Raw genomic sequence first — 24795 nt, 5'->3', positions numbered from 1 at the left:
TGCCTGCATCCACCGCAGAATGCAAAGCCCGCACACACTTCACGGCTCGGGGCAGGAGTAGGCTTGAGGCTTTCCTGCCGGGAGGGGTTGTCCATGCGTGTGCGTGCCGTCGCTGTAGCCATTGCCCTTTGCCTGTCCAGCACCGTGCTGGCCGCCGATACCCCGCCGATGACCCCGGACATCAGCGGCAAGTCCTTCGTTGCCCCCGATGTCGGTCGTGACTACGACAAGCGCGTGGCGATGGTGCCGATGCGTGACGGCACCAAGCTGTATACGGTGATCGTGGTGCCCAAGGGCGCCCGCAACGCCCCGATCCTGCTGACCCGCACTCCTTACGATGCCGCTGGCCGCGCCAGCCGCAGTGATTCACCGCGCATGCGCGACCTGCTGCCGCAGGGCGACGAGGTGTTCGTCGACGGCGGTTACATCCGCGTGTTCCAGGATATCCGTGGCAAGTACGGCTCCGAAGGCGATTACGTGATGACCCGGCCGCTGCGCGGGCCGTTGAACAACACCAGGGTGGACCACTCCACCGATGCCTGGGACACCATCGACTGGCTGGTCAAGAATGTGCCGGAGAGCAATGGCAAGGTCGGCATGCTTGGCTCGTCGTACGAGGGCTTCACCGTGGTGATGGCGCTGACCGACCCGCATCCGGCACTGAAGGTGGCTGCGCCGCAGAGCCCGATGGTCGATGGCTGGATGGGCGACGACTGGCTCAATTACGGTGCGTTCCGCCAGGTCAACTTCAACTATTTCGCGATGCAGACCGAGAAGCGCGGCAAAGGCACGCCGTTGCCCAGCCTTGGCTACGACGACTACAGCACCTTCCTGCGCATCGGTTCGGCCGGTGACTACGCGCGCTTCACCGGCGTGGACCAGCTGACCTGGTGGAAGAAGCTGGTCGAGCATCCGGCCTATGACGGCTTCTGGCAGGGCCAGGCGCTGGACGCGGTGATGGCGAAAACACCGCTGAAGGTGCCGACCATGTGGCTGCAGGGCCTGTGGGACCAGGAGGACATGTGGGGCGCCAACCACGCCTACCAGGCGATGGAAGGGCGCGACAGTGGCAACAACCGCAACTACCTGGTGATGGGCCCGTGGCGGCACAGCCAGGTGAACTACAGCGGCAGCGAACTGGGTGCGCTGAAGTTCGATGGCGATACCGCGCTGCAGTTCCGCCGCGATGTGCTCAAGCCGTTCTTCGACCAGTACCTGGTGGACGGTGCGCCGAAGGCCGATACACCGCCGGTGCTGATCTACAACACCGGCGAAAACCACTGGGACCGCCTGAAGGGCTGGCCGCGCAGCTGTGACAAGGGCTGTGCCGCCAGCAGCAAGCCGCTGTACCTGCGCGCCGGTGGCAAACTGGCATTCCAGGCGCCGGCGGCGGGCGAAGGCGACTTCGAGGAATACGTGTCCGACCCGGCCAAGCCGGTGCCGTTCGTGCCGCGCCCGGTACGTTTCGGTGACCGCGACATGTGGACCACCTGGCTGGTCAAGGACCAGCGCTTTGTCGATGGTCGCCCGGACGTGCTGACCTTCATCACCGAACCGCTGACCGCGCCGTTGCGCATCGGCGGCGCGCCGGTTGTGCATCTGCAGGCATCGACCAGCGGCACCGACAGCGACTGGGTGGTGAAGCTGATCGACGTATATCCGGACCAGGAAGCGTCTACGCCGGAAATGGGTGGCTACGAGTTGCCGGTGTCGCTGGCGATCTTCCGTGGCCGCTACCGTGAGAGCTTCAGCGATCCGAAGCCGCTGGCGGCGAACCAGGTGCTGCCGTACCGCTTCGATCTGCCCAACGCCAACCACACCTTCCAGAAGGGGCACCGGGTGATGGTGCAGGTGCAGTCCAGCCTGTTCCCGTTGTATGACCGCAATCCGCAGACCTACGTGCCGAACATCTACCTGGCCAAGCCGGGCGATTACCAGAAGGCTACGCAGCGGGTCTGGCACAGCGCCGCGCAGGCCAGCTACATCGATCTGCCGGTGTATTGAGGCCCCCAAGGTGACGCCGGGCATGGCCCGGCGCTACCCAGGGATGTGCGGTGTCGGTAGCGCCGGCCGCTGGCCGGCCTCCGCGATGGCACGGGAGCGTGTCGACCAAGGTCGACACCTGCCAGGGCTGGGCCATGGCATGCCGATTGACCAAGGTCGACACCTATCAGGGCACCAGCCTTCAGCCCACCTTCGAGGGGCCCGTGCGCCAGCGGCTGGGTACCAGGCCGAAACGTTTGCGGAATGCAGCGGCGAAGTTGCTGGGGTGGCGGTAACCACTGGCGGCGGCTGCCTGCTCAACCGTCCATCCGTCTTCGCGCAGTCCCTGTTCGGCGTGGCGCATGCGCTGCTCGTGCAGGTAGTCGAATACCGAGCAGCCGTACTGCTGGGCGAAATGACGGCGCAGCGAGCTCGGGCTCATGCAGGCCAACTGGGCCAGTTCGATCAGACTGTGGGCATGGCTGGGATCGTCGTGCAGGTAGGCGCGCACACGCTCCAGCCGCTCGCGCTGGCCCGCGCGCAGCGTTCGTACATGGTCGGTCTGCAGATCCTCGGCCTTCAGGCCAACGGCCAGCAGCTGCAGTGCGACGCCTTCGCGCCACAAGGCGTCGATGCCGTCCTCCCATGGGCTGTCGAACAGCTGGCCCAGCACTGGCAGCAGGGTATGCGGAATGGCCCAGTGGCGGCATTCCAGGTGGGTGTTGAGCGCGGTTTCCAGCTGCGGCAGATGGAACAGGTCCGGATCGATCTGGCCGGGCACCATCACGCTGACGCCGCGCATGCGCGTTTCGCCGGGATGCGCACCCGTCATCTCGACCTGTTCGCGGTGGTGCGCGGTCATCGCCGTGCCAGCGCGCAGGGTGAAACCAGCGCGTCGCGGAATGCGCACATCGACCTGGCCCTGCAGCATCACGCGGATGGCCAGGCCGGGACTCTGATGGGCGGTCGCCACATAAGGAAAGCGATTATGAACGTCGGAGGCGATCAGGCTCATGCCGCCGCGCAGGAACTGCTCGTTGACCTCGCCATGGCCGGCCCACTGGTCGTCGCGCAGGTGTTCCGGGTCGGCGCGGTAATCGAAGCCATGGCGGTGGCCGAAACGGCGGTAATCAGCAAAAGTGAAATATCGGGACATCGCTCGGCACGTGCTTTGGAGGTGGACGCTGGCATTACCTCGCCCACGCGCTCTGCAACGCAGATGCAGATCCGGTCGTTACCCGTGAGACATGCCGGGAAGCAGTGGCATGGGCACTCTGGATGGTGGGGGAACACCAGGTTGAATTGAATGTGTCGGAGAAACTGGAAACGTTTCCCATTGTCGCCTCGATTCTCGCGCTTTTGATTTCAATATGGTCAAAACGATTGACGATTACGGCCAAAGTGAAAATGCCGCCGAACATACGCCAGCGTTTTGCATGCATATCCGTACGCAATTCCATACATCAACTTGAGTTGAGGTTTCATGGCTGGAACGATCACCCGTGGACGCGATGTCAGCCAGATCATCACGGGCGCGCGCGTAGGGTGGGGCGGTTGCCTGTTGCAGGCCACTTCAATACCCCCACTGATGGAGAACGCAGATGATTGACTACCAGCTCACCGGCAAGGCCGCGATCGTGACCGGCGGCGTGTCCGGTATAGGCCTGGCCGTGGCGCAGACCCTGGCGGCGTCCGGCGCGCGGATCTCGGTCTGGGATCTGAAGCAGGATGCGGTCGATGCCACCGTGGCGCAGTTGCGGGATGCTGGTGCACAGGCCATCGGCATCGCGCTGGACGTCACCGACGACGCTGCGGTGGAGACGGCAGTGCAGCGCACGATCAAGGAACTCGACGGCCTGCATGTGGCGGTCAACAACGCCGGTATCGGCGGGCCGGCTGCCAGCAGCGGTGACTATCCGATCGATGGCTGGCAGCGGGTTATCGACGTCAACCTCACCAGCGTGTTCCTGTGCCAGCGTGCGCAGATCCAGGCGATGCGAGCCGCTGGAACCGGCGGCAGCATCATCAACATGGCCTCGATCCTGGGCCAGGTGGGCTATGCCGGTTCCACTGCGTACGTGGCGGCCAAGCACGGCGTGGTTGGGCTGACCCAGACCGCCGCCTGGGAACATGCGGCCGACGGCATCCGTGTCAACGCGGTCGGCCCGGGCTTCATCAGCACACCGCTGCTGGAGAAGATGGACCCGAAGGTGCGCGCCACGCTGGAAGGCCGCCATGCATTGAAGCGGCTGGGCACGGCCGAGGAAGTGGCGGCGCTGGTGGCCTGGCTGGCCAGCGACGATGCCTCGTTCGCGACCGGCGCGTACTACGCCATCGATGGTGGCTATCTGGCGCAATGATGCGGTAATCGCAGGCAACGGTGATGCCGGGCAAAGCCCGGCGCTGCCGGGTGAACGGGCTGTGGTGCGGCCTTCACCGTTGTGCCACGGCTGCCGCGCGACGCTCCGGGAAAATCCCGGAGCCTCTCCCATGGAACTCACCCAGGATGTCTCGATCCTGCTGCGCGTGGCCGCAGCCATGTTGTTCGGCGGCGTGCTCGGCGTCGAGCGCGAGATGGGCAAGCACGCAGCCGGCCTGCGCACGCACATGCTGATCGCCGGTGCCGCCGCACTGATTGTCGGCCTCGGCGACTCGGTGGCTGAGCATTTCCAGCAGGAGCGCTATCGCGACCTGCTGCAGGTCGACCCGGTCCGTCTGATCGAAGCGGTGGTGGCCTGTGTTGGCTTCGTTGCCGCCGGCACCATCCTGCGTGGGTCACGCGAGGACCAGGTCAGCGGATTGACTACCGCAAGCTCGCTGATCATGGCGGCGGCCATCGGCATCGCCGTGGGCATCGGTAAATACGTGATTGCGATCGGCGTCAGCGTGCTGTGCGTGCTGGTGCTGGCGGTGATGCGGCGGTTGGAGAAACGGATCTCGTAAGGAATCTCGAATTGCCGGCCAGCGGCCGGCACTACCATGGCGGCCTTAATGGTCGGACCAATATGACATCTAGCGCTATGGTCTAATAGGATCTTCGTCGGAGTGGCGGTTAAATCCGCTGCAAGTGGTCTGATCGAAATCTTTATTGGTACGACCAATAATCGACAGCCCCGGCGATCCACCGCCTGCGGTGGGGTACCTTCCGCATCCAGTCGAGAGTCTTCATGCAGCCCTGGCAACACCTGTACGACCCCGCCGGCAACCTGTGGTTGTCCAGCCTGATCGCGCTGCTGCCGATCGCGTTCTTCTTCATTGCCCTGGCCGTGCTGCGCATGAAGGGCTGGCTGGCCGGCACGATCACCGTGGCCATCGCACTCGGCGTGGCCCTGCTGTTCTACCGCATGCCGCTGAGCCAGGCGCTGGGCGCGGCCGGCTTCGGCTTCGTCTATGGCCTGTGGCCGATCGCCTGGATCATCATCGGTGCCGTATTCCTCTACAAGGTCTCGGTCAAGACCGGGCAGTTCGACATCATCCGCGCCTCGATCCTCTCGGTCACCGAGGATCAGCGCCTGCAGATGCTGATGGTCGGCTTCGCCTTCGGTGCCTTCCTGGAGGGCGCGGCCGGTTTCGGTGCGCCGGTGGCGATCACCGCGGCACTGCTGGTCGGGCTGGGCTTCAAGCCGCTGTATGCCGCTGGCCTGTGCCTGATCGTCAACACCGCGCCGGTGGCGTTCGGTGCAATGGGCATTCCGATCATCGTGGCCGGGCAGGTCACCGGCCTGGACGCATTCGAGATCGGCCAGATGGCCGGCCGCCAGCTGCCGTTCCTGACCATCATCGTGCTGTTCTGGATCATGGCGATCATGGATGGCTGGCGTGGCATCAAGGAAACCTGGCCGGCGGTGCTGGTCGCGGGTGGCTCGTTCGCCATCGCGCAGTACCTGACCTCCAACTTCATCGGCCCGGAACTGCCGGACATCACCGCGTCGCTGGCGTCGCTGGTGTGCCTGACCCTGTTCCTGCGCCGCTGGAAGCCGGTGCGGATCTTCCGCTTCGATACCGAAACCAGCGCCGAGGCGGCCGCACAGGCACTGGAGGCGCCGCGCTACAGCGTCGGCCAGATCGCCAAGGCGTGGTCACCGTTCCTGATCCTCACTGCGATGGTCACGCTGTGGAGCATCAAGCCGTTCAAGTTGCTGTTCGCGGCGGGCGGCCCGCTGGAAAGCTGGGTGCTGAAGATTCCGGTGCCCGGCCTGGACCAGATGGTGCAGAAGATGCCGCCGATCGTGGATGCACCGTTGAGCTACGAAGCCGTCTACAAGTTCGACTGGTTCTCAGCCACCGGTACCTCGATCATCCTCGCTGCGGTGATCGCGATCATCGCGTTGCGCATGCCGGCGCGGTCGGCGCTGCACACCTTCGGCGAAACCGTGCGTGAGCTGCGCATGCCGATCTACTCGATCGGCATGGTGCTGGCCTTCGCCTTCATCGCCAACTACTCGGGCCTGTCGGCAACGCTGGCGCTGGCATTGGCGCACACCGGCGACGCGTTCCCGTTCTTCTCGCCGTTCCTGGGCTGGCTGGGCGTGTTCCTGACCGGTTCGGATACCTCGTCCAATGCGCTGTTCTCGGCGCTGCAGGCCACCACCGCACAGCAGATCGGCGTGTCCGACGTGCTGCTGGTGGCGGCCAACACCACCGGCGGTGTCACCGGCAAGATGATCTCGCCGCAGTCGATCGCCATTGCCTGCGCAGCGGTCGGCCTGGCCGGCAAGGAATCGGATCTGTTCCGTTTCACGGTCAAGCACAGCCTGATCTTCACCACGATGGTCGGCCTGATCACCCTGGCCCAGGCCTACTGGCTGACCTGGATGATTCCCTGAGCCATGCACGGTTGGCCGACCACCCGCTGCGCGCTTCGGGCCACAATGGCGCCATGAGCACGCAACGTATTTCGGACAAGGTGGCGGCGCAGCTGCGCGGCCTGGTGCAGGAACAACGGCTGCAGCCGGGTGACCGGCTGCCGGCAGAGCGCACCCTCGCGGTGCAGCTGGGGGTCTCGCGCACGGCGTTGCGCGAGGCCATTGCGCAGCTGGCCAGCCAGGGCCTGCTGACCGCACGCGTCGGTGGCGGCACCTACGTGGCCGAACCGGCGGCGCGCGCGCGGCAGGCGCTGGATGAACCGCTGGCGCCGTACCTGCCGCTGTTCCAGGGCGACCCGGAATACCGCTTCGACGTGCTGGAGATCCGCCACGCACTGGAAGGCGCCACCGCCTGGCATGCTGCATTGCGCGCCACCGACGAGGACCGCGCGCGCATCGCGCAGGCGTTCCAGACCATGATGGATGCGCACGGCAAGGACGACCCCACCGGCGAGGCCGAGGCCGACGCGGCCTTCCACCTGTCCATCGCCGAGGCCTCGCACAACCTGGTGCTGCTGCAGGTGATGCGCGGCCTGTTCGAGCTGCTGCAGACCAACATCTCGCAGAGCCGCGAGAAGCTCTACACCTCGGCGAGGACCTTCTCGCCGCTGTCCGACCAGCACCGCGAGATGATGGATGCGGTGCTGGCCGGCGACCCGGAACGCGCGCGCGCCGCCGCGCATGCCCACCTCGAGTTCGTGCACACCACGCTGCGCACCCTCGATGACAACGAAGCCCGGCGTGCGCGGGCCTCGCGCCTGCCTTCCCCACACGGTTGACCCCATGATCATCTCCGCCTCCACCGATTACCGTGCCGCAGCGCAACGCCGGCTGCCGCCGTTCCTGTTCCACTACATCGATGGCGGCGCGTATGCCGAGCACACGCTGAAGCGCAACGTTTCCGACCTGTCCGACATCGCGCTGCGCCAGCGCATCCTGCGCAACATGTCCGACCTGAGCCTGGAAACCGAGCTGTTCGGCGAAAAACTGGCGATGCCGGTGGCGCTGGCGCCGGTCGGGCTGACCGGCATGTACGCGCGGCGCGGTGAAGTACAGGCGGCGCGCGCGGCCGACAGCCGGGGCATCCCGTTTACCCTGTCCACGGTGTCGGTGTGCCCGATCGAGGAAGTGGCACCGGCCATCCAGCGGCCGATGTGGTTCCAGTTGTATGTGCTGCGCGACCGTGGCTTCATGCGCAACGCGCTGGAGCGGGCGCAGGCGGCAGGCGTGACCACCCTGGTGTTCACCGTGGACATGCCGGTGCCGGGCGCGCGCTATCGTGACGCGCACTCCGGCATGAGTGGCCCGAACGCCTCGCTGCGCCGCATCGGCCAGGCCATCACCCATCCGCACTGGGCGTGGGACGTGGGCCTGTTCGGGCGCCCGCATGACCTGGGCAACATCTCCACCTACCGCGGCAACCCGACCGGGCTGGAGGACTACATCGGCTGGCTGGGCAGCAACTTCGATCCGTCCATTTCATGGAAGGACCTGGAATGGATCCGCGAGTTCTGGAAGGGGCCGATGGTGATCAAGGGCATCCTCGACCCGGACGACGCGCGTGATGCGGTGAAGTTCGGTGCCGATGGCATCGTGGTCTCCAACCACGGCGGTCGCCAGCTCGATGGCGTGCTGTCCACAGCCCGCGCATTGCCGGCCATCGCCGATGCGGTGCAGGGCGACCTGAAGATCCTCGCCGATTCGGGCATCCGCACCGGCCTGGACGTGGTGCGCATGCTGGCACTGGGTGCAGATACCGTGCTGCTTGGCCGTGCCTTCGTCTATGCACTGGCCGCGCAGGGCGAGGCCGGCGTGGCCAACCTGCTGGACCTGATCGCCAAGGAAATGCGCGTGGCGATGACACTGACCGGCGCGCGTCGCATCGCCGACATCGGCCGCGATTCGCTGGTCAGCCTGCCATGAGTGGCCACGATGCCGTGCTGGCGCAGTTGCGCGACGCAGTCGGCAGCCGCCATGTACTGACCGGCGACAAGGCCACGCGCCGCTTCCGCCGTGGCTATCGTTTCGGCGACGGCCCGGTGCTGGCGGTGGTGCGCCCGGGTACGCTGCTGGAACTGTGGCACGTGCTGCAGGCCGCAGTGCAGGGTGGGGCGGCGATCATCCTGCAGGCGGCCAATACCGGCCTGACCGGCGGCTCGACCCCGGATGGCAACGACTACGGGCGGCCGATCGTGCTGGTCAGCACGCTGCGCCTGACCGGCATCCAGCAGTTGAACGAAGGCCGCCAGGTGCTGTGTCTGCCGGGCGCCACGCTGGACCGCCTGGAGCAGACACTGGCACCACTGGGACGCGAGCCGCATTCGGTGATCGGCTCGTCCTGCATCGGCGCCTCGGTGCTGGGTGGCATCTGCAACAACTCCGGCGGCGCGCTGGTGCGTCGTGGCCCGGCCTACACCGAGCTGGCGCTGTATGCGCAGGTCGATGCGCAGGGCCAGCTGCAGCTGGTCAACCATCTGGGCATCGCGCTGGGTGATACGCCCGAGCAGATCCTGCAGCGTCTGCAGGTGGGCGACTACTGCGCGGCGGATGTCGGCAATGGCGACGGCCGTGCGGCTTCCGATCCACGCTATGCCGAGGAAGTACGCAAGGTCGATGCCGATACCCCGGCACGTTTCAACGCCGATCCCAGCCGCCACTACGAAGCCGCGGGTTCGGCCGGCAAGCTGGCGGTGTTCGCGGTGCGCCTGGACACCTTCGAGAAGGAGGCCGCCGAGGTCTTCTACATCGGCAGCAACCGCACCGGCAGCCTGACCGCGATCCGTCGCCAGCTGCTGACCGGCTTCGAGCGGCTGCCGATTGCCGGTGAGTACATCCACCGTGATGCGTATGACATCGGCGAGCGCTACGGCAAGGACAGCTTCCTGCTGATCGACCGCCTTGGCACTTCCCGCGTGCCCGCCGCGTTCGCGTTGAAGAGCCGTGTCGATGGCTGGTTCGAGCGATTGGGCCTGCGCGGCGTGACCGACCGTGTGATGCAGGTGCTGACCGGCCTTCTGCCCTCGCACCTGCCCAAGCGCATGGGCGAGTTCCGCCAGCGCTATGAGCATCACCTGTTGCTGAAGGTGTCCGCACAGGACGCAGCGCAAACCGAAGCCTGGCTGCGCGACTTCTTCGCTGGCCACGAAGGCGGCTATTTCCACTGCACGGAAGAGGAGGGACGCAAGGCGTTCCTGCATCGCTTTGCCGTGGCCGGTGCCGCAGTGCGTTACCGCGAAGTGCATCGCGACCAGGTGCAGGACATCGTCGCGCTGGACATCGCGCTGCGACGTGACGATGCCGACTGGTTCGAGCAGCTACCGGCGGATATCGATGGCCGCCTGCTGCACAAGCTGTATTACGGGCACTTCCTGTGCCACGTGTTCCACCAGGACTACATCGCGCGCAAGGGTGAAGACCCGATGGCGATCGAGCATGCGATGTGGGCATTGCTGGACCAGCGGGGCGCCGAGTATCCGGCCGAGCACAATGTCGGCCACCTGTATCCGGCCAAGCCGGCGCTGGCCGGGTTCTACAGGCAGCTGGACCCGAGCAATACGTTCAATCCCGGTATCGGACAGACGTCGAAGGCGAAGGGGTGGGGTGGCTGCGACTGTAGTGGGCATTGACGGATACAACGTGGCTTTACTGTAGAGCCGAGCCTATGCTCGGCTGCTCTTCCCGACAGACAGCAGTCGAGCATGGCTCGACTCTACAAAGTCAATGTCGAGCAGGCTCGCCGCCGCCCGGGCAACGGTTACCATCGGAAGCCCAGCCGCAGGAGCCTTCCATGCCCACCGCTACCGCCCTTGCCACCCTGTTCGCTGCATTGCTGGCTACCCCGGTGCTGGTGCTGGCCCAGGACTCGATCCTACCGCAGCAGCGCGATGCCGCCGGTAATGTGATGGAGCCATTGGGGCAGGTGCTGATCGCGAGTGAGACTGGACCGTCGGGGCTTTATGACTGCACGCGGGACGGCAACTGGTGCGTGCGCGTGCAGCCGGTCGCCGAGGAGGGTGACCGGCCGACCGTGCTGGAAGTGCTTGAGAAGGGGCCGGGCCAGGGCAAGCCACACACCTACCACGTCAGCATCGACGTGTCGCAGGAAAGCGAGCTGTCGCTGTGGCCGTGGATCGTGCGCCTGGCCCCGGGCGTGGGCAGCGATGAAACAGTGACCGACCCGCAGCAGCGCACCCGCCAGAATGTGCTGGTGGGCGGCATCGTCACGTTCAGCACCATGTACTCCGGTGGAGGTGCCGACGCGTCCACGCTGCAGTTGGCACGCGTGCGCCACCTGCAGGACGACATCCAGGTGGACGATGATGTGCTGACCCTGCCATGGCGGGGTAACGCGATGATCCGCGCCTGTTTCAGCGAACAGGACAGCAAGCAGCGCGCAGGCGCCTGCCACGACGAGTACGGCTTCTCGGCGAAGCTGGCGCTGGATACGGCTGCCGAGGGCATGCCGGTGCTGCGCTACCAGACGGTGGCGACCCGGTTCCCGGCTGGTGTTTCGCGCTTCGAGGATTCGCTGGCCAAGGGGCCGCTGAAGAAGAAGGACCTGCGCACCGAGCAGGATCCGGCGTGCACCTATACGCGGTTGTTCCACTTCCGCGGGGGCATGTTCCACCCGGACCAGGCGCTGCCGGACTGCGCCGGCTATACCGAACCCTGAAGTGTAGAGTCGAGCCACGCTCTACTCGGGTTCTCGCGTGGCCCGACCGCAGAGCAGCCGAGCGTGGGCTCGGCTCTACAAAAACTGAGGCGGCGCTTACTCGCAGCGGGTGGCGGTGATGATGTTGTCCTTGTCCACGAACACGCGCAGGCGGTCCTGGCGGATGTCCTTGGTGGTGATGGTGCTGGGGCCGATCGGGTTGACCAGGCCGGCACCACTCTCGCGGGATAGGCGGCGGATGTTGGGCTCATTGGCCGGCTGGCCGATCGCCCAGCCCAGCTGGCTGGCGTCACAACGGCCGCTGCCTTTGACTTCCGGGCCAGGGGTGCTGACGCAGGCCGACAGCAGCAGGGCAGAGGCCGGCAGCAACAGGGACAGACGGAATGCGGACATGCGAGCGCTCCTGCGCAGGGGAAGATGGCGGGAACGATAGCACCGAGCGTGCGAACGGCGTCAGCGCCCCGGTCATTGCCGGCACAGCGTGGTCATTGCATAGTGGGAGGAATGGCTGGCAGTACGCCAGCGGGCAGGCCGGGCCTTTCCGGCGCAGATGTTGGATACGGTATGACGGCAGGCAGTTTCCGCGGCAAGGACAAGACGATGACGGCGCTGGCGTTGTCGTTGCTGGGCGTGGCGTTTGCCGCCTCCGCTGCCGATCCGGAAGCCGCGCCGGTCGAATCCCCGGTATTCGGCGCCTGGCGCAACCTGCAGACTGAAGCGGGCTACGCGCCTGCGCAGCGCAATCTGGCGTTTGCCATGCTGCCGCAGGCGGCCACCCGCGGTGACCGTTTCGCCATCCTCGACCGTGAGGGCAAGCGCGCGGTGTGCTGCCTGCAGGTGGCCAGCCCCTCGCTGGGCGTGGCCGCGCTGCGCGAGCAGTACCACCTGCCGCAGGCCTGGGTGACCGACCTGAGCAATGGCCGCAGCCCCGCACGTCCCTATGTGCCGCACGTCTATGCGATGCAGCGGGTGGACGAGCTGGCCGACTACAGCTTCGCCGATGTACCTGGCGCCTACAGCGACCTGGGTGGGCTGCTGATTCCGGAAGGTGCCGCGCTGGATGCGGACGGCAGCGCCGTGCGCCTGGGGGACACCCGCTACCGGCTGCATTTCCAGCGCCAGCCGCACGCCGATGACGACGGCGCGCTGGATCGCTACAGCCTGCAGGCGGGTGAGGGCGAGGCGCCGATCGTGGTTGAAGTGCCGTTCGGCACCTACTGATTGCAGCTTCGCACTGGCTAGAATGCAGCACGGCGCTGTCTGCCGTGCCTGCTCCGTGAGTCGTTTCCGTGTCCTTTCGCCCCTTCCTGCTGCCGTCCCTGCTGTTGTTGTCCGCCTGTGCCAGCGCGCCGCCGCCGGCCCATTCCGACGCGTTATGGCGATTGATCGAACGTGACTGCCGGGGCGCCGAAGGTCCACGCGGCGATTGCCTGCGCGTGGAGACGGCCGCGGATCGCCGCGATGTGCTGGTCAAGGACGCGCACGGCGACTACCAGTTCCTGCTGATGCCGCTGGACAAGGTCAGCGGTATCGAGAAACGCCGCCTGTACCAGCGTGGTGCACCGAACTACTTCGCTGCAGCCTGGCAGGCGCGCAGCCACACCGAACAGGCCTTGCGGCAACCGCTGCCGCGCAACGTCGCCAGCCTGGCGTTGAACTCGCCGCACGGCCGGTCACAGCACCAGTTGCATATCCATGTGGATTGCCTGCGTGCCGACGTGCTGCAGGCGCTGGACACGCATGCTGCCGCCCTGGGCAGCCGCTGGGCACCGTTGCCGGTGCTGCTGCGCGGCCATCAGTACCAGGCCCGCCTGCTGCCGGGCGCGGAACTGACCGCCAATCCGCTCAATCTGCTGGCCTATGACCTCGCAGGCGTGGATGATGTGGGCCAGTGGAGCCTGGTCGTGGCCGGCCGGGACGCAGTGCAGGGCGGCCCGGGCTTCATTCTGCTGGCGACCCGTGTGGACGCCGGCACCGGCAACGAGGCCAGCGCTGAAGAGCTGCAGGACCACGCCTGCTCGGTGTTGACCGGCGCAGGCGACTCGCTGGAGCGGGTCCGCTAACCCTGGGGCTGCTGGCGGCTTCGCCAGACCGGTGCGGTCAGCGCCAGCAGCTGGCGATCCTGCCAGCCCTCCAGGTCCAGATGATGGTCGCGCAGCAGGCCTTCCTGCTCGAAGCCGAAGGCGTGCAGCGCAGTGGCGAACGGGTCATTGCAGTCCGGTGGCAGCATCACGAACAGGCGATGCAGGCCGACATCCTCGAACAGGAACGGGCACAGCGCCCGTAGCGCCGCGTCGGTATGCGGGTGCCAGTGCTGCAGCGACAGCAACTCGGCACTGCGCGCGTGCAGCGACTGCAGGCGGATATGCAGCTGATCCAGCACCGTGCCGTGTTCGTCGTCGAACACTCCCAGCAGCAGCTGATCGTTGTCCTGCTCCAGGCGCGAGCGATGCATGTGGGCGAGAAAGCGTGCTTCCTCGTCGATGTCGCCGGGGTGACGGCGGCCGCGCCGACGGCGGTCATCGAACAGGCGCCAGCGCGGCAGGTCGGTACGCTGGAAGGGGCGCAGGGTGACCGGTGCGGACTGCAGCTGCAGCAGGTGACGGCGCAGCACCGGGCGCAACGGGGGAAGGGGGGAGGTGGGATACGGGGTCATCATCCCCGGGACGATGGCCGTGCCCGCGGCGCCACACCATTCAAAACGTTGCAAAAGTGTGGCGGATGGCACTGCGGGTCTGATTCGGTTCAGGCATAAGGCCATCAGGCCTGGTCATTTCCGTTGAAACCCCCCATTCAGGACACTTTCGTTATGGGATCGTTATGTGCCGCACAGGCCGCTGTCCCGTACCACCACCCGCCAAACTCCCCAGGAAGCCCATGTCCGCCTCCCACAAGGCGCCGCGCCCGCGTCCGCTGGTGCTCGCACTGTCGTCCCTGATGCTGGTCTCACTGCCGGCCTTCGCGCAGGAAAGCGCACCCACCACATTGCAGGAAGTGAAGGTCACCGGCTCGCGTATTCCGCGCGCCAGTGTCGAGGGGCCCTCGCCGGTGACGGTGATCAGCCGGGAGCAGATCGATGCACAGGGCTACCGCAATGCCTTCGATGCGCTGAGCGCGCTGACCGAGAACACCGGCAACGTGCAGGGCGAGGACTTCGGCAATACCTTCACCCCGGCCGCCAACACCATCAACCTGCGCGGGCTGGGCCCGAACCGCACGCTGGTGCTGGTCAACGGCCGCCGCCAGGCCGACTACCCGCTGGCCTACGAGGGCTCGGTGAACGTGGTCAACCTGGCCAACATTCCCAGTGCGCTGATCGAGCGCATCGAGGTCCTGGCGGCCGGTGCGTCGGCGGTGTATGGCTCCGATGCCATCGCCGGTGTGGTCAACATCATTCTCAAGGACCGCTTTGAGGGTGTGGACGTGAACGTGCGCGCCGGTGGCACCCAGCAGGGCGGTGGTGACAACCAGCGCGCGCAGGTGGTCGGGGGTAGTTCCGGCGAGCGTTGGGATGCGCTGTTCGGCTTCGAGTTCGATGTGCGCAAGGCGATCCATGCGCGCCAGCGCGACTTCATGGATTCGCTGGATGATGACCCGGCCGGCAAGGCGCCGCAGGCGACCGCGATCGCCTATCGCCGCAATGCTGCCACCGGCCGCAACATCGATCCGGGCGTCAACGGCTGCGACGCAGCGTCGGACATCTATGGCGGGAGCGTGTTCCGCGCCAACAACCCGCGCCAGGGCTGGTACTGCGGCAGCAATGAGGCCGCAGCCAGTTACTGGACCGTGCAGACCCAGAAGCGCAACCTCAATGGCTATGGCCTGCTGACCTTCCACGTCAACGAGACCACCGATCTGTTCGCCGATGTCGCCGTGGGCAGCGCGCGCATCTACAACAACACGCGTGCGCCGACCTGGACCTCGGCGCGCAACTACTTCTACAACCAGACCACCGGCAATCTGGAAAGCTGGTACCGCCGCTTCGCGCCGGAGGAAATCGGCGGCCTGCCGCGCAATGCCAACCGCTTCCTGGAAAACTCGTGGTCGTTCAACGTCGGCGCACGTGGCCAGATCGGTGACAGTGGCTGGGACTATGAGGCGGTCTACAGCCGCTCGCGTTACGAGAACCGCACCCGCCGCCCGGTGCTGCTGGCCGGCATCAACGAATACCTGCTTGGTCCGAAGCTGGGCGTACGCAATGGCGTTGAGGTCTATGCGCCGGACCCGGCACGCCTGTTCAAGCCATTGACCCCGAACGAATACGAGGGCCTGTCCGACTACCAGGAAAGCCGCAATGCGGCATGGCTGCAGACCTTCAGCGCCAGCGTCAACGGCCGCCTGTTCGCGCTGCCCGGTGGCGACGCTGCATTGGCAGCGGTGGTCGAAGCCGGCAGCCAGGGCTACCGCAACCGCCCGGACCCGCGCCTGGGAACCGGCGAGTTCTGGAACACCAGTGCAGGCGTCGGCGCCGGTGGCGAGCGTGACCGCTACGCCGCAGGTGTGGAGCTGCAGTTGCCGCTGCTGCAGTCGCTGACCACCACGCTGGCCGGCCGTTACGACCAGTACCGTGCGGGTGGCGAGCACATCGGCAAGGCGACCTGGAGCTTTGGCGTCGAGTTCCGTCCGATCGAGAGCCTGCTGATCCGTGGTACGGCGGCGACCAGTTTCCGGGCGCCGGACATGAACTATGTGTTCGCGACGGAGACGCGCGGTTACAACCCGGGCATGACCGACTACTGGCGCTGCCGCACCGCAGGCCAGTCGTACGACAACTGTGACTACAACGGCCTGTCGATCGACTACAGCAACCGCGCCAATGCGCAGCTGCAGCCGGAATCGGCCAAGTCCTATGGCTTCGGCGTGGTCTGGTCGCCGCTGTCTGGCCTGGATTTCAGTGCCGACTACTACGACATCCGCATCGACAACGAGGTGACCAGCCTCGATACCAGCCGCATCCTGCGTGACGAGGCCGATTGCCGCCTGGGCCGCACGCTGGGCGGCGAAGCGCGCGATATCGGTTCACCGCTGTGCCAGGACGCGCTGTCGCGGGTGATCCGCAACCCGTCCAACGCAACCGTGCAGCCGGACCAGGTGACCCGTGTGCTGATCAATCCGATCAACGCCGCCTCCGAATCGGTTCGTGGCCTGGACCTGAAGGGCAACTGGCGTTTCGATGCCGGCCGTTATGGCCGCTTCACCACGCGCCTGGCCTACACGGTGGTGCTGGAGCACAAATACCGGCAGTTCTCCGATGATCCGGAGCGTGACATCCGCAATTCGCTGGATGACTACCAGTGGCGCAGCAAGGCCAACGGCAGTATCACCTGGAACCAGGGTGACTGGACCACCACGCTGTACGGCAACCGCTTCGGCTCGCTGCCGAAGACCGATGGCAGTGGCCGCATCGCGCCGTACATGACGTACAACGCCAGCGTGTTCCGCCAGTTCGGCGAGAACCTGTCGGTGGGCGTGATCGTCAACAACCTGCGCGACAGCCGCCCGCCGGCGGACAAGAACGGAGGCGGCTGGCCGTTCTACCCGGTCGGCAATTACGACCCGTACGGCCGCCAGTACTGGGTGCAGCTGGATTACCGGTTCCGCTGATCCGGCAGGCGAACGAAAGGCCCGGCATTGCCGGGCTTTTCTTTGTGCAGTGCACCGTTGCTGCCGCTGCGCGCGTGGCATGCTGTGGCGATACCCGGAGGATGATGCGCATGGATGCCAGAGTGTGGAGTGTGATTGCCGTGCTGGCCATTGCCGGTTGCAGCAGCAAGCAGGCGGCCAGTGTGGACGATGCTGCGGAGGCGGCCAGTGCCGCGCCCGTGCCGTCTCTTTCCAACGCAGTGACCGATGCTGGATCAGCGCGCGTGCCAACGGCATCGACGCGTGCGACGGCCGGGCAAGGGCCTGCGGATCCGGAGGGACACTTCCTCGAGGGCGAGCGCTTGCTGTTGACTGAAGGAGCACTGTCGGCGGAAAAGAGCGACGTGATCCTGGGCTCGGACAACGCCTTTGCGCAGGCGATCAGCCAGTTCGAGCAGGATGCGGCGGGCCACCCGGAAGTGCAGGACCTGACCCGGCTCTACAGGACGGCCGCGACCCGGCTCATCGGCAGCGACGGCACGCTGGTGTCTTTTGCGTGTGGCTACAGCCTGTGTGTCGGCGAGATCCGCAGCCGCACCGATGAGGATTTCAGCGCCTGGTCCGAGGCGATCGGCATGGACAAGGCAAGGCCGGTCTACAGCCTGACCACGGCACCGATGACGTGGGGCAGGGACCAGCACGGTGGGCGTTTCGTGTTCTCGGTGGACCCGGCCGCCAACGCCATCACGGGTCAGTAGCGTCGCGCTACGGCAGCGCCTGTACCAGGTACGACTCGATGACGTAGCTGAAAGGCTGCTGCTGGCGGTCGCGCAACAAGGCACGCACCTCCAGGATCACGCCGTGATCGCCTTCACCCCGCGGCGGCCAGAACGTCTGGTCAGTCAGGGTCTGGCGCTGGAAACCGAGCGGGCCGACCACGCGGCCGAACGGTTCGTCGGTGCTGTCCAGCACCTGGTTCATGGCCGGGCTGAGGTGGCCGGGCAGGTACCAGTTGTCGGCCTCGGACAGTACGCGGCTGCCGCAGACCAGCTGCACGCGGCGATAGCGCAGTTCGGTACCCGGCGTCGCGCCCAGCGCCTGCAGCACGTCGGCGGGGGCAGGCTTGTCCTGGCCGTGTATGCGCACCGCGCGCACCCGCGCCTGTTCGGCCAGGCCATGCTCGGCGCACCAGTGTTCCAGCGTGGCGGTGGCGCTCTGCCCGGACAGCACGCGCTGGTGCAGTCGCTCGACCAGTGCTGCCGGGGCAATGCGCTGCTGGCCCGGAGGCGACTGCAGCGGCGCAGCGGCCGCTGCATCAGTGGCGGACAGGCTGGCGATCGGGGCGGCGGCAAGCAGGGACGCGGCCTGCCAGCGGCGGAGACGATCGTGGCGGTCGGACGGGCCCATGCGGCATCACAACGGAAACAGGCGCCCATGTTACCCGTTCAGGGGTGTGCACGGCGTGGTTGCGACCGGTTGTCGCAGGAGTATTCATCGTTCTGGTGAATGTGTGCCATCCAGATATTTCGTTGGCCGATGGTGGCGGCGGGGTGCACGATGGCGGCAGTCTTGGCATTCCGGGAGTTCCCGATGACCCTCCAGTTCGTCCATGGCGGTGTCGACCGCAACGGTGCGCCGCTGCATTTTCATATCCGTGATGGCCGCATCAGCGGCCTCAATGGCGAGGCCGCGCCGGATGACGGGGCGGAATGCGTCGACCTGCAGGGCTTCGCGGTGTTGCCCGGGCTGGTCGACGGCCACATCCACCTCGACAAAAGCTTCGTCGGCGACCATTGGCACCCGCATCAGCCGGTGAACAGCCTGCGGGAGCGGCTGGCGGTGGAGAAGGCGGCGGTGGCGGGTGCGGCACCGATGGTGGACCGTGCCGAGGCGCTGATCCGCCAATGCAGTGCTTTCGGTACGGTGGCGATGCGCTGCCATGTCGATATCGACGCCAGCACCGGGCTTGGCCATCTCGAAGCCGTACGCGAGGCGGCGTTGCGCTGCGCCGACATCATGCGCATCCAGCTGGTGGCATTCCCGCAGGCCGGGGTGATGTCCTGTCCGGGTACCGCCACCGTACTGGAGCAGGCGCTTGCCGCGGGCGTGGAAGTGCTCGGCGGCATCGACCCGACCACGCTCGATGGTGATGCCGAAGGCCAGCTGGCGCTGTTGTTCGCTCTGGCCGAGCGCTACGGTGTGCAGCTGGACATCCATCTGCACGAGCCCGGCGAAACCGGTCTGGCGCAGTTGCTGCGCATCGCTGCGCGTACCCGGGCCGCCGGCCTGCAGGGGCGTGTTGCGGTCAGCCATGCCTATGCGCTGGGCGAGGTGCCGCTGGCGCGCGCGCTTCAGGTGGGCGAAGCATTGGCCACGGCGGGTGTGGCGATCATGAGCAACGCGCCGGGTGATCATCCGTTCCCGCCGCTGCGCGCACTGCATGATGCCGGCGTGCGCGTGTTCGCCGGCAACGACAACATCCGCGACTGCTGGTGGCCGTATGGCAATGGCGACCTGCTGCAGCGGGCGATGTTGCTGGGCTACCGGTCCGGCTTCTACACCGATGCCGACTTGATGCTGGCGCTGGACATGGTCACCACCCACGCCGCGCAGGCGATCGGCCTGCTGCAGCATGGTATTGCCGAAGGCCGGCCGGCGACCTTCGTGGCCGTGCGTGCCGACCACGGCCCGGCCGCCGTGGCCGGGGTGCCGGTGGAGCGCAGGGTGGTGGTCGACGGCCGCTGGCTGTAGATCCAGGCCGCGCAACCCCCTGTAGTGCCGAGCCATGCTCGGCGACCTTTCAGGCGTAATCGTCGGCGCGGGTGGCGACGAATTCCTCAAGCCACGCCAGCAGATGGGCGATGTCGATGATCTCGCCCTGCTCGACGCGCTTGAGCAGCAGCGTGCTGGCGCCGATCTGCAGGCTGCTGTCGGCATAGCGCAGCACCGCGTCGATGCCCCAGGCATCGGTCACCTGCATCCAGGCCAGGCCCGGCACGCGCTGGGCCAGGGTGTCACCGAAGGCCACGCCCAGTGCTTCCCAGCCGTCGCAGTCGTCACGATCGATCAGCTCGGCATCGACCACGCGCTGCAGGGTGGTGGCCGCCAGCGGCCACTGTACCGGCAACGTCGGAAAGCCGGCGGCCACGCGCGCGGCGATCAGCGAACGCTGGTGCTGCAGATGCGTCTGCAGGGCAGCGGGCAGGGGATCGAAATGGGTGGGAATTTCGTCGGACATGACAAGGCGCCGTGGGGCACGGAAACAACAGTCACTCTACGAGGCGATGTTGCCGGCCGTGCGGCCGGATTGACCATGTTTCGATGCGTGATGCGCGAAATCCATCCACGCATGACGTGGATCTACCGCGGTCAGTCCGGTTCGCGCTGCACCTGGCGCCACAGCTCGCTGGCCAGTGCGCGCACGGCATCGTCGGCGTCGGCACGATGCAGCAGGCCGATTTCGTAGTTGTCGATCACCGGCAGCTCACGCTCGCCATCGATGATGCGGTGCTCGCGGCTGACTGCGCGGCGCGGCAGCAGGCTGATGCCGATGCCGTCGGCCACCGCGCCCTGGATACCGCTCAGCGACGAGCTGGTGAAGGCGATGCGCCAGCGCAGGCCCAGCGCTTCCACGGCGTGGATCATCTCGTCGCGGTACAGCCCGCGTGGTGGGAAGGTGACCAGTGGCAACGGGTCCTGCAGCAGGCAGCTGCTGCGCAGGCTGTCGATCCAGTGCATCGGCTCGCGGCGGCAGTGCACGGCCTGGCGGCTGTTGCGGCGCTGCTTGACCAGCACCAGGTCCAACTCGCCGTGGTCGAAACCCTGCGCCAGGTCGCGGCTGAGGCCGCTGCTGATCTCCAGCTTCACCTGCGGGTGGCGACGGCTGAAGGCAGCCAGCATGCGCGTGGTCTGCGCGTTGACGAAATCCTCGGGCACGCCGATGCGGACGGCGGTCTCCACCGTCGCGCCGGCCAGCGCCTGTGCCATTTCCTCGTTCAGGTCGAGCATGCGCCGCGCGTAGCCGAGCAGGGTGTGGCCGGCGTCGGTGGGGTGCACGTCGCGGTGGCCGCGTTCGAGCAGGCGATGCCCGGCCAGTTCCTCCAGCCGGCGTACCTTCTGGCTGACCGTTGACTGGGTCGAATGCAGGCGCGTGGCCGCCGTGGTGAAGCTGCCGCAGTCGGCCACCATCACCAGCGCCCGCAGCAAGTCCAGTTCGAACAGGGTTCTATTCGATTTGGCACTGTCTTGCATTTGAACATTTCACTTCTGGATACCCGAGCCGACTTCTACCATGCAGGGCAGGGGCCGGCAATGCCCGGCTGTTGCTACCGTCGCCCGGCGCTCCGTGGCGACGGACATGAGGAGACACTGCCATGCGCGTCCATCGTTCCCCTGGCTGGCCTGCGCCGTTGGCGCGCGTGCTGCTGTTGTGCCTGCTGGCCATGGTCACCCCGGCCTGCACCGCAACGTCCAAGGCCGACGTCGATGGCCGCCTGCGTGATGCCGCCAGCCGCGGCGACGCCGACGCGGTGCGGCAGGCGATCGAGGATGGCGCCATGCTGGAGGCGCGCGATGGCCAGGGCCGCACCGCGCTGCTGCTGGCCACACACGGCGACAACGTGGATGCCGCGCGTGAGCTGATCGAAGCCGGCGCCGACGTCAACGCCAAGGATGCATTGCAGGACAGCGCCTACCTGTATGCCGGTGCGCGTGGCCTGGACGAGATCCTGGCGATGACGCTGGCGCATGGCGCCGATCTGCGCAGCACCAACCGCTATGGTGGCACCGCGCTGATTCCGGCCGCCGAGCGCGGCCACGTCGCCACCGTGCGTACGCTGCTACGCGCGGGCGTGGCGGTCGATCATGTCAACCGCCTGCACTGGACCGCGCTGCTGGAAGCGATCCTGCTCGGCGACGGTGGTGCGCGCCACGTGCAGATCGTGCAGCTGCTGCTGGAGGCCGGTGCCGACCCAGAGCTGGCCGACGGCGATGGCGTAACGCCGCTGGCACACGCGCGCCAGCGCGGCTATACCGGAATTGAGACCCTGCTGCGCCAGCACGGCGCGGTGCGCTGAATGCAAACCCCTTCCACCCGCACGCTGGGCGTGCCCACCAGGATGCTGTCCATGTCCCGTTCCCGTCCGTTGTCCCTTGCCATCCTCCTTGCAGTAGCGCCGCTGTCGGCGTCTGCTGCCGAGCGCGCCGACCTGCTGATCCGCAATGCCACCGTGGTCGATGTCGAGCACGCCAGCACCCTGGCCGGGCAGAGCGTGGTGATCCGTGGCGAGGACATCGTCGCTGTCGGCCCGGACGCGCAGCTGCGCAGCCAGTGGAGCGCGGCCCGCCAGATTGACGCCAAGGGCAAGTACCTGATCCCGGGGCTGTGGGACATGCACGTGCACTTCGGCGGTGGCCCGGCGCTGATCGAAGAGAACAAGGCGCTGCTGCCGCTGTACATCGCGCACGGCATCACCACCGTGCGTGACTGTTCCGGCGATCTGCCCGAGCAGGTGCTGCAGTGGCGCGGCGAGATCGCCAAGGGCACGCTGTTCGGCCCGCGCCTGCTCAGTTCCGGCGCGAAGATCGAAGGCATCAAGCCGGTCTGGAAGGGCACGATCGAAGTGGGCAGCGAGGCCGACGCCGACAAGGCGATCGCCCGCCTGCAGCACGACAAGGTCGATTTCGTGAAGATCACCGACAGCACGCTGAAGCCGGAACTGTTCCTGTACTCGGCCAGTGCTGCGCGCAAGGCCGGGTTCAAGGCGTCGGGCCACATCCCGATGGCGCTGACCGTGGAGCAGGCGGTCGATGCCGGTCTGGCTTCGATCGAGCACCTGGACTACGCATTCAAGGCCGGCAGCAAAGACGAAGCGAAGATCGCCGCCGACTTCGGTGCCGGCCGCATCGACCGTGCCGAAGCCAACCGCCGCCTCGACGCCAGCTTCGACCGTGACACTGCGATGCACGCCTACCGTGATTTCGCCAAGCGTGGCGTATTCGTGACCCCGACCCTCAACGGTGGCCGCATCCTCGACTTCCTTGACCAGGATGACCACGCCAAAGATCCGTACCTGGCCTACATCGGCCCGGGCCTGCGTGCGACCTACCAGTGGCGCGTGGACCGCGCGGCGAAAGCCACGCCGGCGCAGATCGAAGCGCGCCACGCGCAGTACCACCAGGTGGCCGCAGTGCTGCCGATGCTGCAGGAGGCGGGCGTAACGATCATCGCCGGCACCGATGCAGGCTTCCTCAATTCGTTCAACTTCCCGGGCATCGCCCTGCACCAGGAACTGCAGCTGTTCGTGAAGGAAGGCCTGAGCGCGCCGCAGGCGCTGTCGGCCGCAACCCGTTCCGGTCCGGCCTGGTTCGGCCAGATGGACCGTTACGGTAGCGTTGCGCAGGGCAAGGCTGCCGATCTGGTGCTGCTGACCGCCAATCCTCTGCAGGACATTGCCGCCACCGAGAAGATCGACAGCGTGATCCTGCGCGGGAACGTGTATGACCGCGCCGCGCTGGACAAGATGCTGGCCGAGACCAAGGCCAAGGTTGCGGCGTGGAATGCCGAGGCGGCGAAGGCGCAATGATCGACAGGGTCGCATCCCTTTCCAACGGGAAGGGCTCTGACCCTGTGGTCTTGAACGAAATCCACGCTATGCGTGGATGAGGCGGCCGGTGACCTGGCGCGGCGCTGGCCGCATGCCGTGCAGCTGCGGTAGTGCGGCCTTCATCGCATCGATGAAGGCGCGCAGCCGCGGCGGCTGCTGGCGCGCTGCGGGAAATACCACGTGTACCGGCAGTGGCGGTGCCTGCCAGTCCGGCAGCAGCTGCACCAGCCGCCCTTGTGCGAGGTCGTCGGCCACCAGCCAGGCCGAGACCACCGCTGCGCCCAGCCCGGCACATGCGGCCTGCTGCACCACGAACAGGTTGTCGCTGAGCAGTCGCGGGCTGATCGAAAGAGTATGCGCGCGCCCCTGCGCGTCATGCAGCAGCAGGCGTTCGCGGTAGTAGGTGACCAGCGAGATCCACGGCAGTGACTGCGCCTGTTCCGGCGTACTGACTGCCGTGGCGTCCACCAGCGAGGGCGCCGCCACGACGATGCGCGGTACTTCGGCCAGCGGCAGCGCGACCATGCGCGGTTCGTCAACCGGGCCCACCCGGACCGCGCAGTCGATGCCTTCCGCGATGAAATCCGGACGCCGATCTTCAAGGATCCACTCCAGGCTCAGCTGCGGATGCCGGGCGAGGAACGCGAGCATGGTCGGCAACAGCTGCGCCTGGCCGAAGGCGTGCGGCACCATCACCCGCAGGCGGCCGCGCAGTGTTTCTGGCTCTCCGTGCAGTTCGGCCTGCAGCGACTCCCATTCGTCGACCACGCGTTGCGCATGGCGCTGGCAGCGCAGGCCATCCTCGGTCAGTTGCAGGCCATGGGTGGAGCGCAGCAGCAGGCGCAGGCCGAGCTGCCGCTCCAGGGCCTGCAGGCGTCGGCTGACCGTTGGCTGGGTGGTGCCCAGCTGCGCGGCTGCGGCAGACAGGCTGCCGGCATCGACGATGCGCAGGAAGGTGCGCAGCAGATCCAGGCGATCGGCGCCAGCGGTGAGCTCGGTCATGCGTATGGCGTATGAATGATATGTATTTCAGCCTACTACAGACGTTGGGCGAATGCGGGCAGGATACGCCCACTTCTTCCACCGG

22 protein-coding genes are annotated in these 24795 nt (G+C 66.7%); 15 read left to right on the top strand and 7 right to left on the bottom strand.

Features of this window, described 5'->3' with window-relative positions; genetic code table 11:
• The first annotated feature begins 93 nt into the window (after window positions 1-93).
• Window positions 94-2004 carry a CocE/NonD family hydrolase gene (locus ACW5IY_RS13100; RefSeq protein ID WP_049437770.1) on the top strand — a complete coding sequence of 637 codons (1911 nt, stop codon included), beginning with the start codon at window positions 94-96 and terminating at the stop codon, window positions 2002-2004.
• Between the two features lie 181 nt (window positions 2005-2185).
• On the opposite strand, the gene ACW5IY_RS13095 is transcribed toward ACW5IY_RS13100, so the two are convergent.
• Window positions 2186-3139 carry a helix-turn-helix transcriptional regulator gene (locus tag ACW5IY_RS13095; protein ID WP_010485049.1) on the bottom strand — a complete coding sequence of 318 codons (954 nt, stop codon included), beginning with the start codon at window positions 3137-3139 and terminating at the stop codon, window positions 2186-2188.
• Between the two features lie 445 nt (window positions 3140-3584).
• Here ACW5IY_RS13095 and ACW5IY_RS13090 point away from each other — a divergent pair, with 445 nt between their 5' ends.
• The 7 genes from ACW5IY_RS13090 (at window position 3585) to ACW5IY_RS13060 (ending at window position 11520) form a co-directional block, all read left to right on the top strand.
• Window positions 3585-4343 carry an SDR family NAD(P)-dependent oxidoreductase gene (locus ACW5IY_RS13090; protein ID WP_049437769.1) on the top strand — a complete coding sequence of 253 codons (759 nt, stop codon included), beginning with the start codon at window positions 3585-3587 and terminating at the stop codon, window positions 4341-4343.
• A gap of 130 nt (window positions 4344-4473) precedes the next feature.
• Entirely contained in the window at window positions 4474-4926 is a 453-nt protein-coding gene (locus ACW5IY_RS13085) for an MgtC/SapB family protein (RefSeq protein ID WP_005410036.1), read from the top strand.
• A 224-nt stretch (window positions 4927-5150) separates the two neighbouring features.
• Complete coding sequence (lldP, locus tag ACW5IY_RS13080; protein ID WP_049437767.1) at window positions 5151-6809, top strand: L-lactate permease; 1659 nt, start codon at window positions 5151-5153, stop codon at window positions 6807-6809.
• Between the two features lie 53 nt (window positions 6810-6862).
• Window positions 6863-7627 carry a transcriptional regulator LldR gene (gene lldR, locus ACW5IY_RS13075; RefSeq protein ID WP_012511377.1) on the top strand — a complete coding sequence of 255 codons (765 nt, stop codon included), beginning with the start codon at window positions 6863-6865 and terminating at the stop codon, window positions 7625-7627.
• A 4-nt stretch (window positions 7628-7631) separates the two neighbouring features.
• On the top strand, window positions 7632-8771 hold the full coding sequence (gene lldD / locus ACW5IY_RS13070; protein WP_010485059.1) for an FMN-dependent L-lactate dehydrogenase LldD: 1140 nt from the start codon (window positions 7632-7634) through the stop codon (window positions 8769-8771).
• The gene (gene dld / locus ACW5IY_RS13065) at window positions 8768-10474 is read left to right on the top strand and encodes a D-lactate dehydrogenase (RefSeq protein WP_049437765.1); all 1707 of its coding nucleotides are present in this window, start codon (window positions 8768-8770) and stop codon (window positions 10472-10474) included. Before lldD ends, dld begins: the two co-directional genes overlap by 4 nt.
• 161 nt (window positions 10475-10635) lie before the next feature.
• On the top strand, window positions 10636-11520 hold the full coding sequence (locus tag ACW5IY_RS13060; protein WP_049437763.1) for a hypothetical protein: 885 nt from the start codon (window positions 10636-10638) through the stop codon (window positions 11518-11520).
• A gap of 96 nt (window positions 11521-11616) precedes the next feature.
• Here ACW5IY_RS13060 and ACW5IY_RS13055 read toward each other — a convergent pair whose 3' ends face one another.
• On the bottom strand, window positions 11617-11913 hold the full coding sequence (locus ACW5IY_RS13055; RefSeq protein ID WP_049437761.1) for an I78 family peptidase inhibitor: 297 nt from the start codon (window positions 11911-11913) through the stop codon (window positions 11617-11619).
• A 171-nt stretch (window positions 11914-12084) separates the two neighbouring features.
• Here ACW5IY_RS13055 and ACW5IY_RS13050 point away from each other — a divergent pair, with 171 nt between their 5' ends.
• Complete coding sequence (locus ACW5IY_RS13050; protein ID WP_049437759.1) at window positions 12085-12741, top strand: hypothetical protein; 657 nt, start codon at window positions 12085-12087, stop codon at window positions 12739-12741.
• A gap of 68 nt (window positions 12742-12809) precedes the next feature.
• Complete coding sequence (locus ACW5IY_RS13045) at window positions 12810-13583, top strand: CDP-diacylglycerol diphosphatase (protein ID WP_049437758.1); 774 nt, start codon at window positions 12810-12812, stop codon at window positions 13581-13583.
• Here ACW5IY_RS13045 and ACW5IY_RS13040 read toward each other — a convergent pair.
• A complete protein-coding gene (locus tag ACW5IY_RS13040; RefSeq protein ID WP_049437756.1) occupies window positions 13580-14179 on the bottom strand; it encodes a GNAT family N-acetyltransferase in 600 nt (199 codons plus the stop codon). The two genes, ACW5IY_RS13045 and ACW5IY_RS13040, sit on opposite strands and share 4 nt — an antisense overlap.
• A 218-nt stretch (window positions 14180-14397) precedes the next feature.
• On the opposite strand from ACW5IY_RS13040, the gene ACW5IY_RS13035 reads away from it, so the two are divergent.
• The gene (locus ACW5IY_RS13035; RefSeq protein ID WP_049437754.1) at window positions 14398-17124 is read left to right on the top strand and encodes a TonB-dependent receptor plug domain-containing protein; all 2727 of its coding nucleotides are present in this window, start codon (window positions 14398-14400) and stop codon (window positions 17122-17124) included.
• A gap of 104 nt (window positions 17125-17228) precedes the next feature.
• Complete coding sequence (locus tag ACW5IY_RS13030) at window positions 17229-17861, top strand: hypothetical protein (protein WP_231298718.1); 633 nt, start codon at window positions 17229-17231, stop codon at window positions 17859-17861.
• Window positions 17862-17868: 7 nt separating this feature from the next.
• On the opposite strand, the gene ACW5IY_RS13025 is transcribed toward ACW5IY_RS13030, so the two are convergent.
• The gene (locus tag ACW5IY_RS13025) at window positions 17869-18510 is read right to left on the bottom strand and encodes a hypothetical protein (RefSeq protein ID WP_049437752.1); all 642 of its coding nucleotides are present in this window, start codon (window positions 18508-18510) and stop codon (window positions 17869-17871) included.
• Window positions 18511-18693: 183 nt separating this feature from the next.
• Between ACW5IY_RS13025 and ACW5IY_RS13020 the strand changes: the two genes are divergently transcribed.
• The gene (locus tag ACW5IY_RS13020; RefSeq protein ID WP_049437749.1) at window positions 18694-19854 is read left to right on the top strand and encodes an amidohydrolase family protein; all 1161 of its coding nucleotides are present in this window, start codon (window positions 18694-18696) and stop codon (window positions 19852-19854) included.
• 49 nt (window positions 19855-19903) lie between these two features.
• Here ACW5IY_RS13020 and ACW5IY_RS13015 read toward each other — a convergent pair whose 3' ends face one another.
• Both ACW5IY_RS13015 and ACW5IY_RS13010 read right to left on the bottom strand, forming a co-directional pair.
• Complete coding sequence (locus ACW5IY_RS13015; RefSeq protein WP_049437748.1) at window positions 19904-20341, bottom strand: DUF3806 domain-containing protein; 438 nt, start codon at window positions 20339-20341, stop codon at window positions 19904-19906.
• Window positions 20342-20472: 131 nt separating this feature from the next.
• Complete coding sequence (locus ACW5IY_RS13010; RefSeq protein WP_049437745.1) at window positions 20473-21354, bottom strand: LysR substrate-binding domain-containing protein; 882 nt, start codon at window positions 21352-21354, stop codon at window positions 20473-20475.
• A gap of 122 nt (window positions 21355-21476) precedes the next feature.
• On the opposite strand from ACW5IY_RS13010, the gene ACW5IY_RS13005 reads away from it, so the two are divergent.
• The gene (locus tag ACW5IY_RS13005) at window positions 21477-22178 is read left to right on the top strand and encodes an ankyrin repeat domain-containing protein (protein WP_049437744.1); all 702 of its coding nucleotides are present in this window, start codon (window positions 21477-21479) and stop codon (window positions 22176-22178) included.
• Between the two features lie 51 nt (window positions 22179-22229).
• On the top strand, window positions 22230-23687 hold the full coding sequence (locus ACW5IY_RS13000) for an amidohydrolase family protein (protein WP_049437743.1): 1458 nt from the start codon (window positions 22230-22232) through the stop codon (window positions 23685-23687).
• Between the two features lie 66 nt (window positions 23688-23753).
• Here the strand turns inward: ACW5IY_RS13000 and ACW5IY_RS12995 are convergent, their stop codons facing one another.
• Window positions 23754-24710 (bottom strand): LysR family transcriptional regulator, encoded by a 957-nt coding sequence (locus tag ACW5IY_RS12995; RefSeq protein ID WP_049437742.1) that lies wholly within the window; start codon window positions 24708-24710, stop codon window positions 23754-23756.
• Window positions 24711-24795 lie beyond the last annotated feature (85 nt).

The sequence above is a fragment of the Stenotrophomonas sp. C-A genome (assembly GCF_054030835.1).
This window is presented reverse-complemented; position numbering and strand designations above follow the sequence as displayed.

What these genes read in the sequence shown, in the direction of transcription:
- ACW5IY_RS13100 (WP_049437770.1), top strand. Translation starts at nt 94, where the DNA reads ATGCGTGTGCGTGCCGTCGCTGTAGCCATTGCCCTTTGCCTGTCCAGC.
- ACW5IY_RS13095 (WP_010485049.1), bottom strand. Translation starts at nt 3,139, where the DNA reads ATGTCCCGATATTTCACTTTTGCTGATTACCGCCGTTTCGGCCACCGC.
- ACW5IY_RS13090 (WP_049437769.1), top strand. Translation starts at nt 3,585, where the DNA reads ATGATTGACTACCAGCTCACCGGCAAGGCCGCGATCGTGACCGGCGGC.
- ACW5IY_RS13085 (WP_005410036.1), top strand. Translation starts at nt 4,474, where the DNA reads ATGGAACTCACCCAGGATGTCTCGATCCTGCTGCGCGTGGCCGCAGCC.
- lldP (WP_049437767.1), top strand. Translation starts at nt 5,151, where the DNA reads ATGCAGCCCTGGCAACACCTGTACGACCCCGCCGGCAACCTGTGGTTG.
- lldR (WP_012511377.1), top strand. Translation starts at nt 6,863, where the DNA reads ATGAGCACGCAACGTATTTCGGACAAGGTGGCGGCGCAGCTGCGCGGC.
- lldD (WP_010485059.1), top strand. Translation starts at nt 7,632, where the DNA reads ATGATCATCTCCGCCTCCACCGATTACCGTGCCGCAGCGCAACGCCGG.
- dld (WP_049437765.1), top strand. Translation starts at nt 8,768, where the DNA reads ATGAGTGGCCACGATGCCGTGCTGGCGCAGTTGCGCGACGCAGTCGGC.
- ACW5IY_RS13060 (WP_049437763.1), top strand. Translation starts at nt 10,636, where the DNA reads ATGCCCACCGCTACCGCCCTTGCCACCCTGTTCGCTGCATTGCTGGCT.
- ACW5IY_RS13055 (WP_049437761.1), bottom strand. Translation starts at nt 11,913, where the DNA reads ATGTCCGCATTCCGTCTGTCCCTGTTGCTGCCGGCCTCTGCCCTGCTG.
- ACW5IY_RS13050 (WP_049437759.1), top strand. Translation starts at nt 12,085, where the DNA reads ATGACGGCAGGCAGTTTCCGCGGCAAGGACAAGACGATGACGGCGCTG.
- ACW5IY_RS13040 (WP_049437756.1), bottom strand. Translation starts at nt 14,179, where the DNA reads ATGATGACCCCGTATCCCACCTCCCCCCTTCCCCCGTTGCGCCCGGTG.
- ACW5IY_RS13035 (WP_049437754.1), top strand. Translation starts at nt 14,398, where the DNA reads ATGTCCGCCTCCCACAAGGCGCCGCGCCCGCGTCCGCTGGTGCTCGCA.
- ACW5IY_RS13030 (WP_231298718.1), top strand. Translation starts at nt 17,229, where the DNA reads ATGCGCATGGATGCCAGAGTGTGGAGTGTGATTGCCGTGCTGGCCATT.
- ACW5IY_RS13025 (WP_049437752.1), bottom strand. Translation starts at nt 18,510, where the DNA reads ATGGGCCCGTCCGACCGCCACGATCGTCTCCGCCGCTGGCAGGCCGCG.
- ACW5IY_RS13020 (WP_049437749.1), top strand. Translation starts at nt 18,694, where the DNA reads ATGACCCTCCAGTTCGTCCATGGCGGTGTCGACCGCAACGGTGCGCCG.
- ACW5IY_RS13015 (WP_049437748.1), bottom strand. Translation starts at nt 20,341, where the DNA reads ATGTCCGACGAAATTCCCACCCATTTCGATCCCCTGCCCGCTGCCCTG.
- ACW5IY_RS13010 (WP_049437745.1), bottom strand. Translation starts at nt 21,354, where the DNA reads ATGCAAGACAGTGCCAAATCGAATAGAACCCTGTTCGAACTGGACTTG.
- ACW5IY_RS13005 (WP_049437744.1), top strand. Translation starts at nt 21,477, where the DNA reads ATGCGCGTCCATCGTTCCCCTGGCTGGCCTGCGCCGTTGGCGCGCGTG.
- ACW5IY_RS13000 (WP_049437743.1), top strand. Translation starts at nt 22,230, where the DNA reads ATGTCCCGTTCCCGTCCGTTGTCCCTTGCCATCCTCCTTGCAGTAGCG.
- ACW5IY_RS12995 (WP_049437742.1), bottom strand. Translation starts at nt 24,710, where the DNA reads ATGACCGAGCTCACCGCTGGCGCCGATCGCCTGGATCTGCTGCGCACC.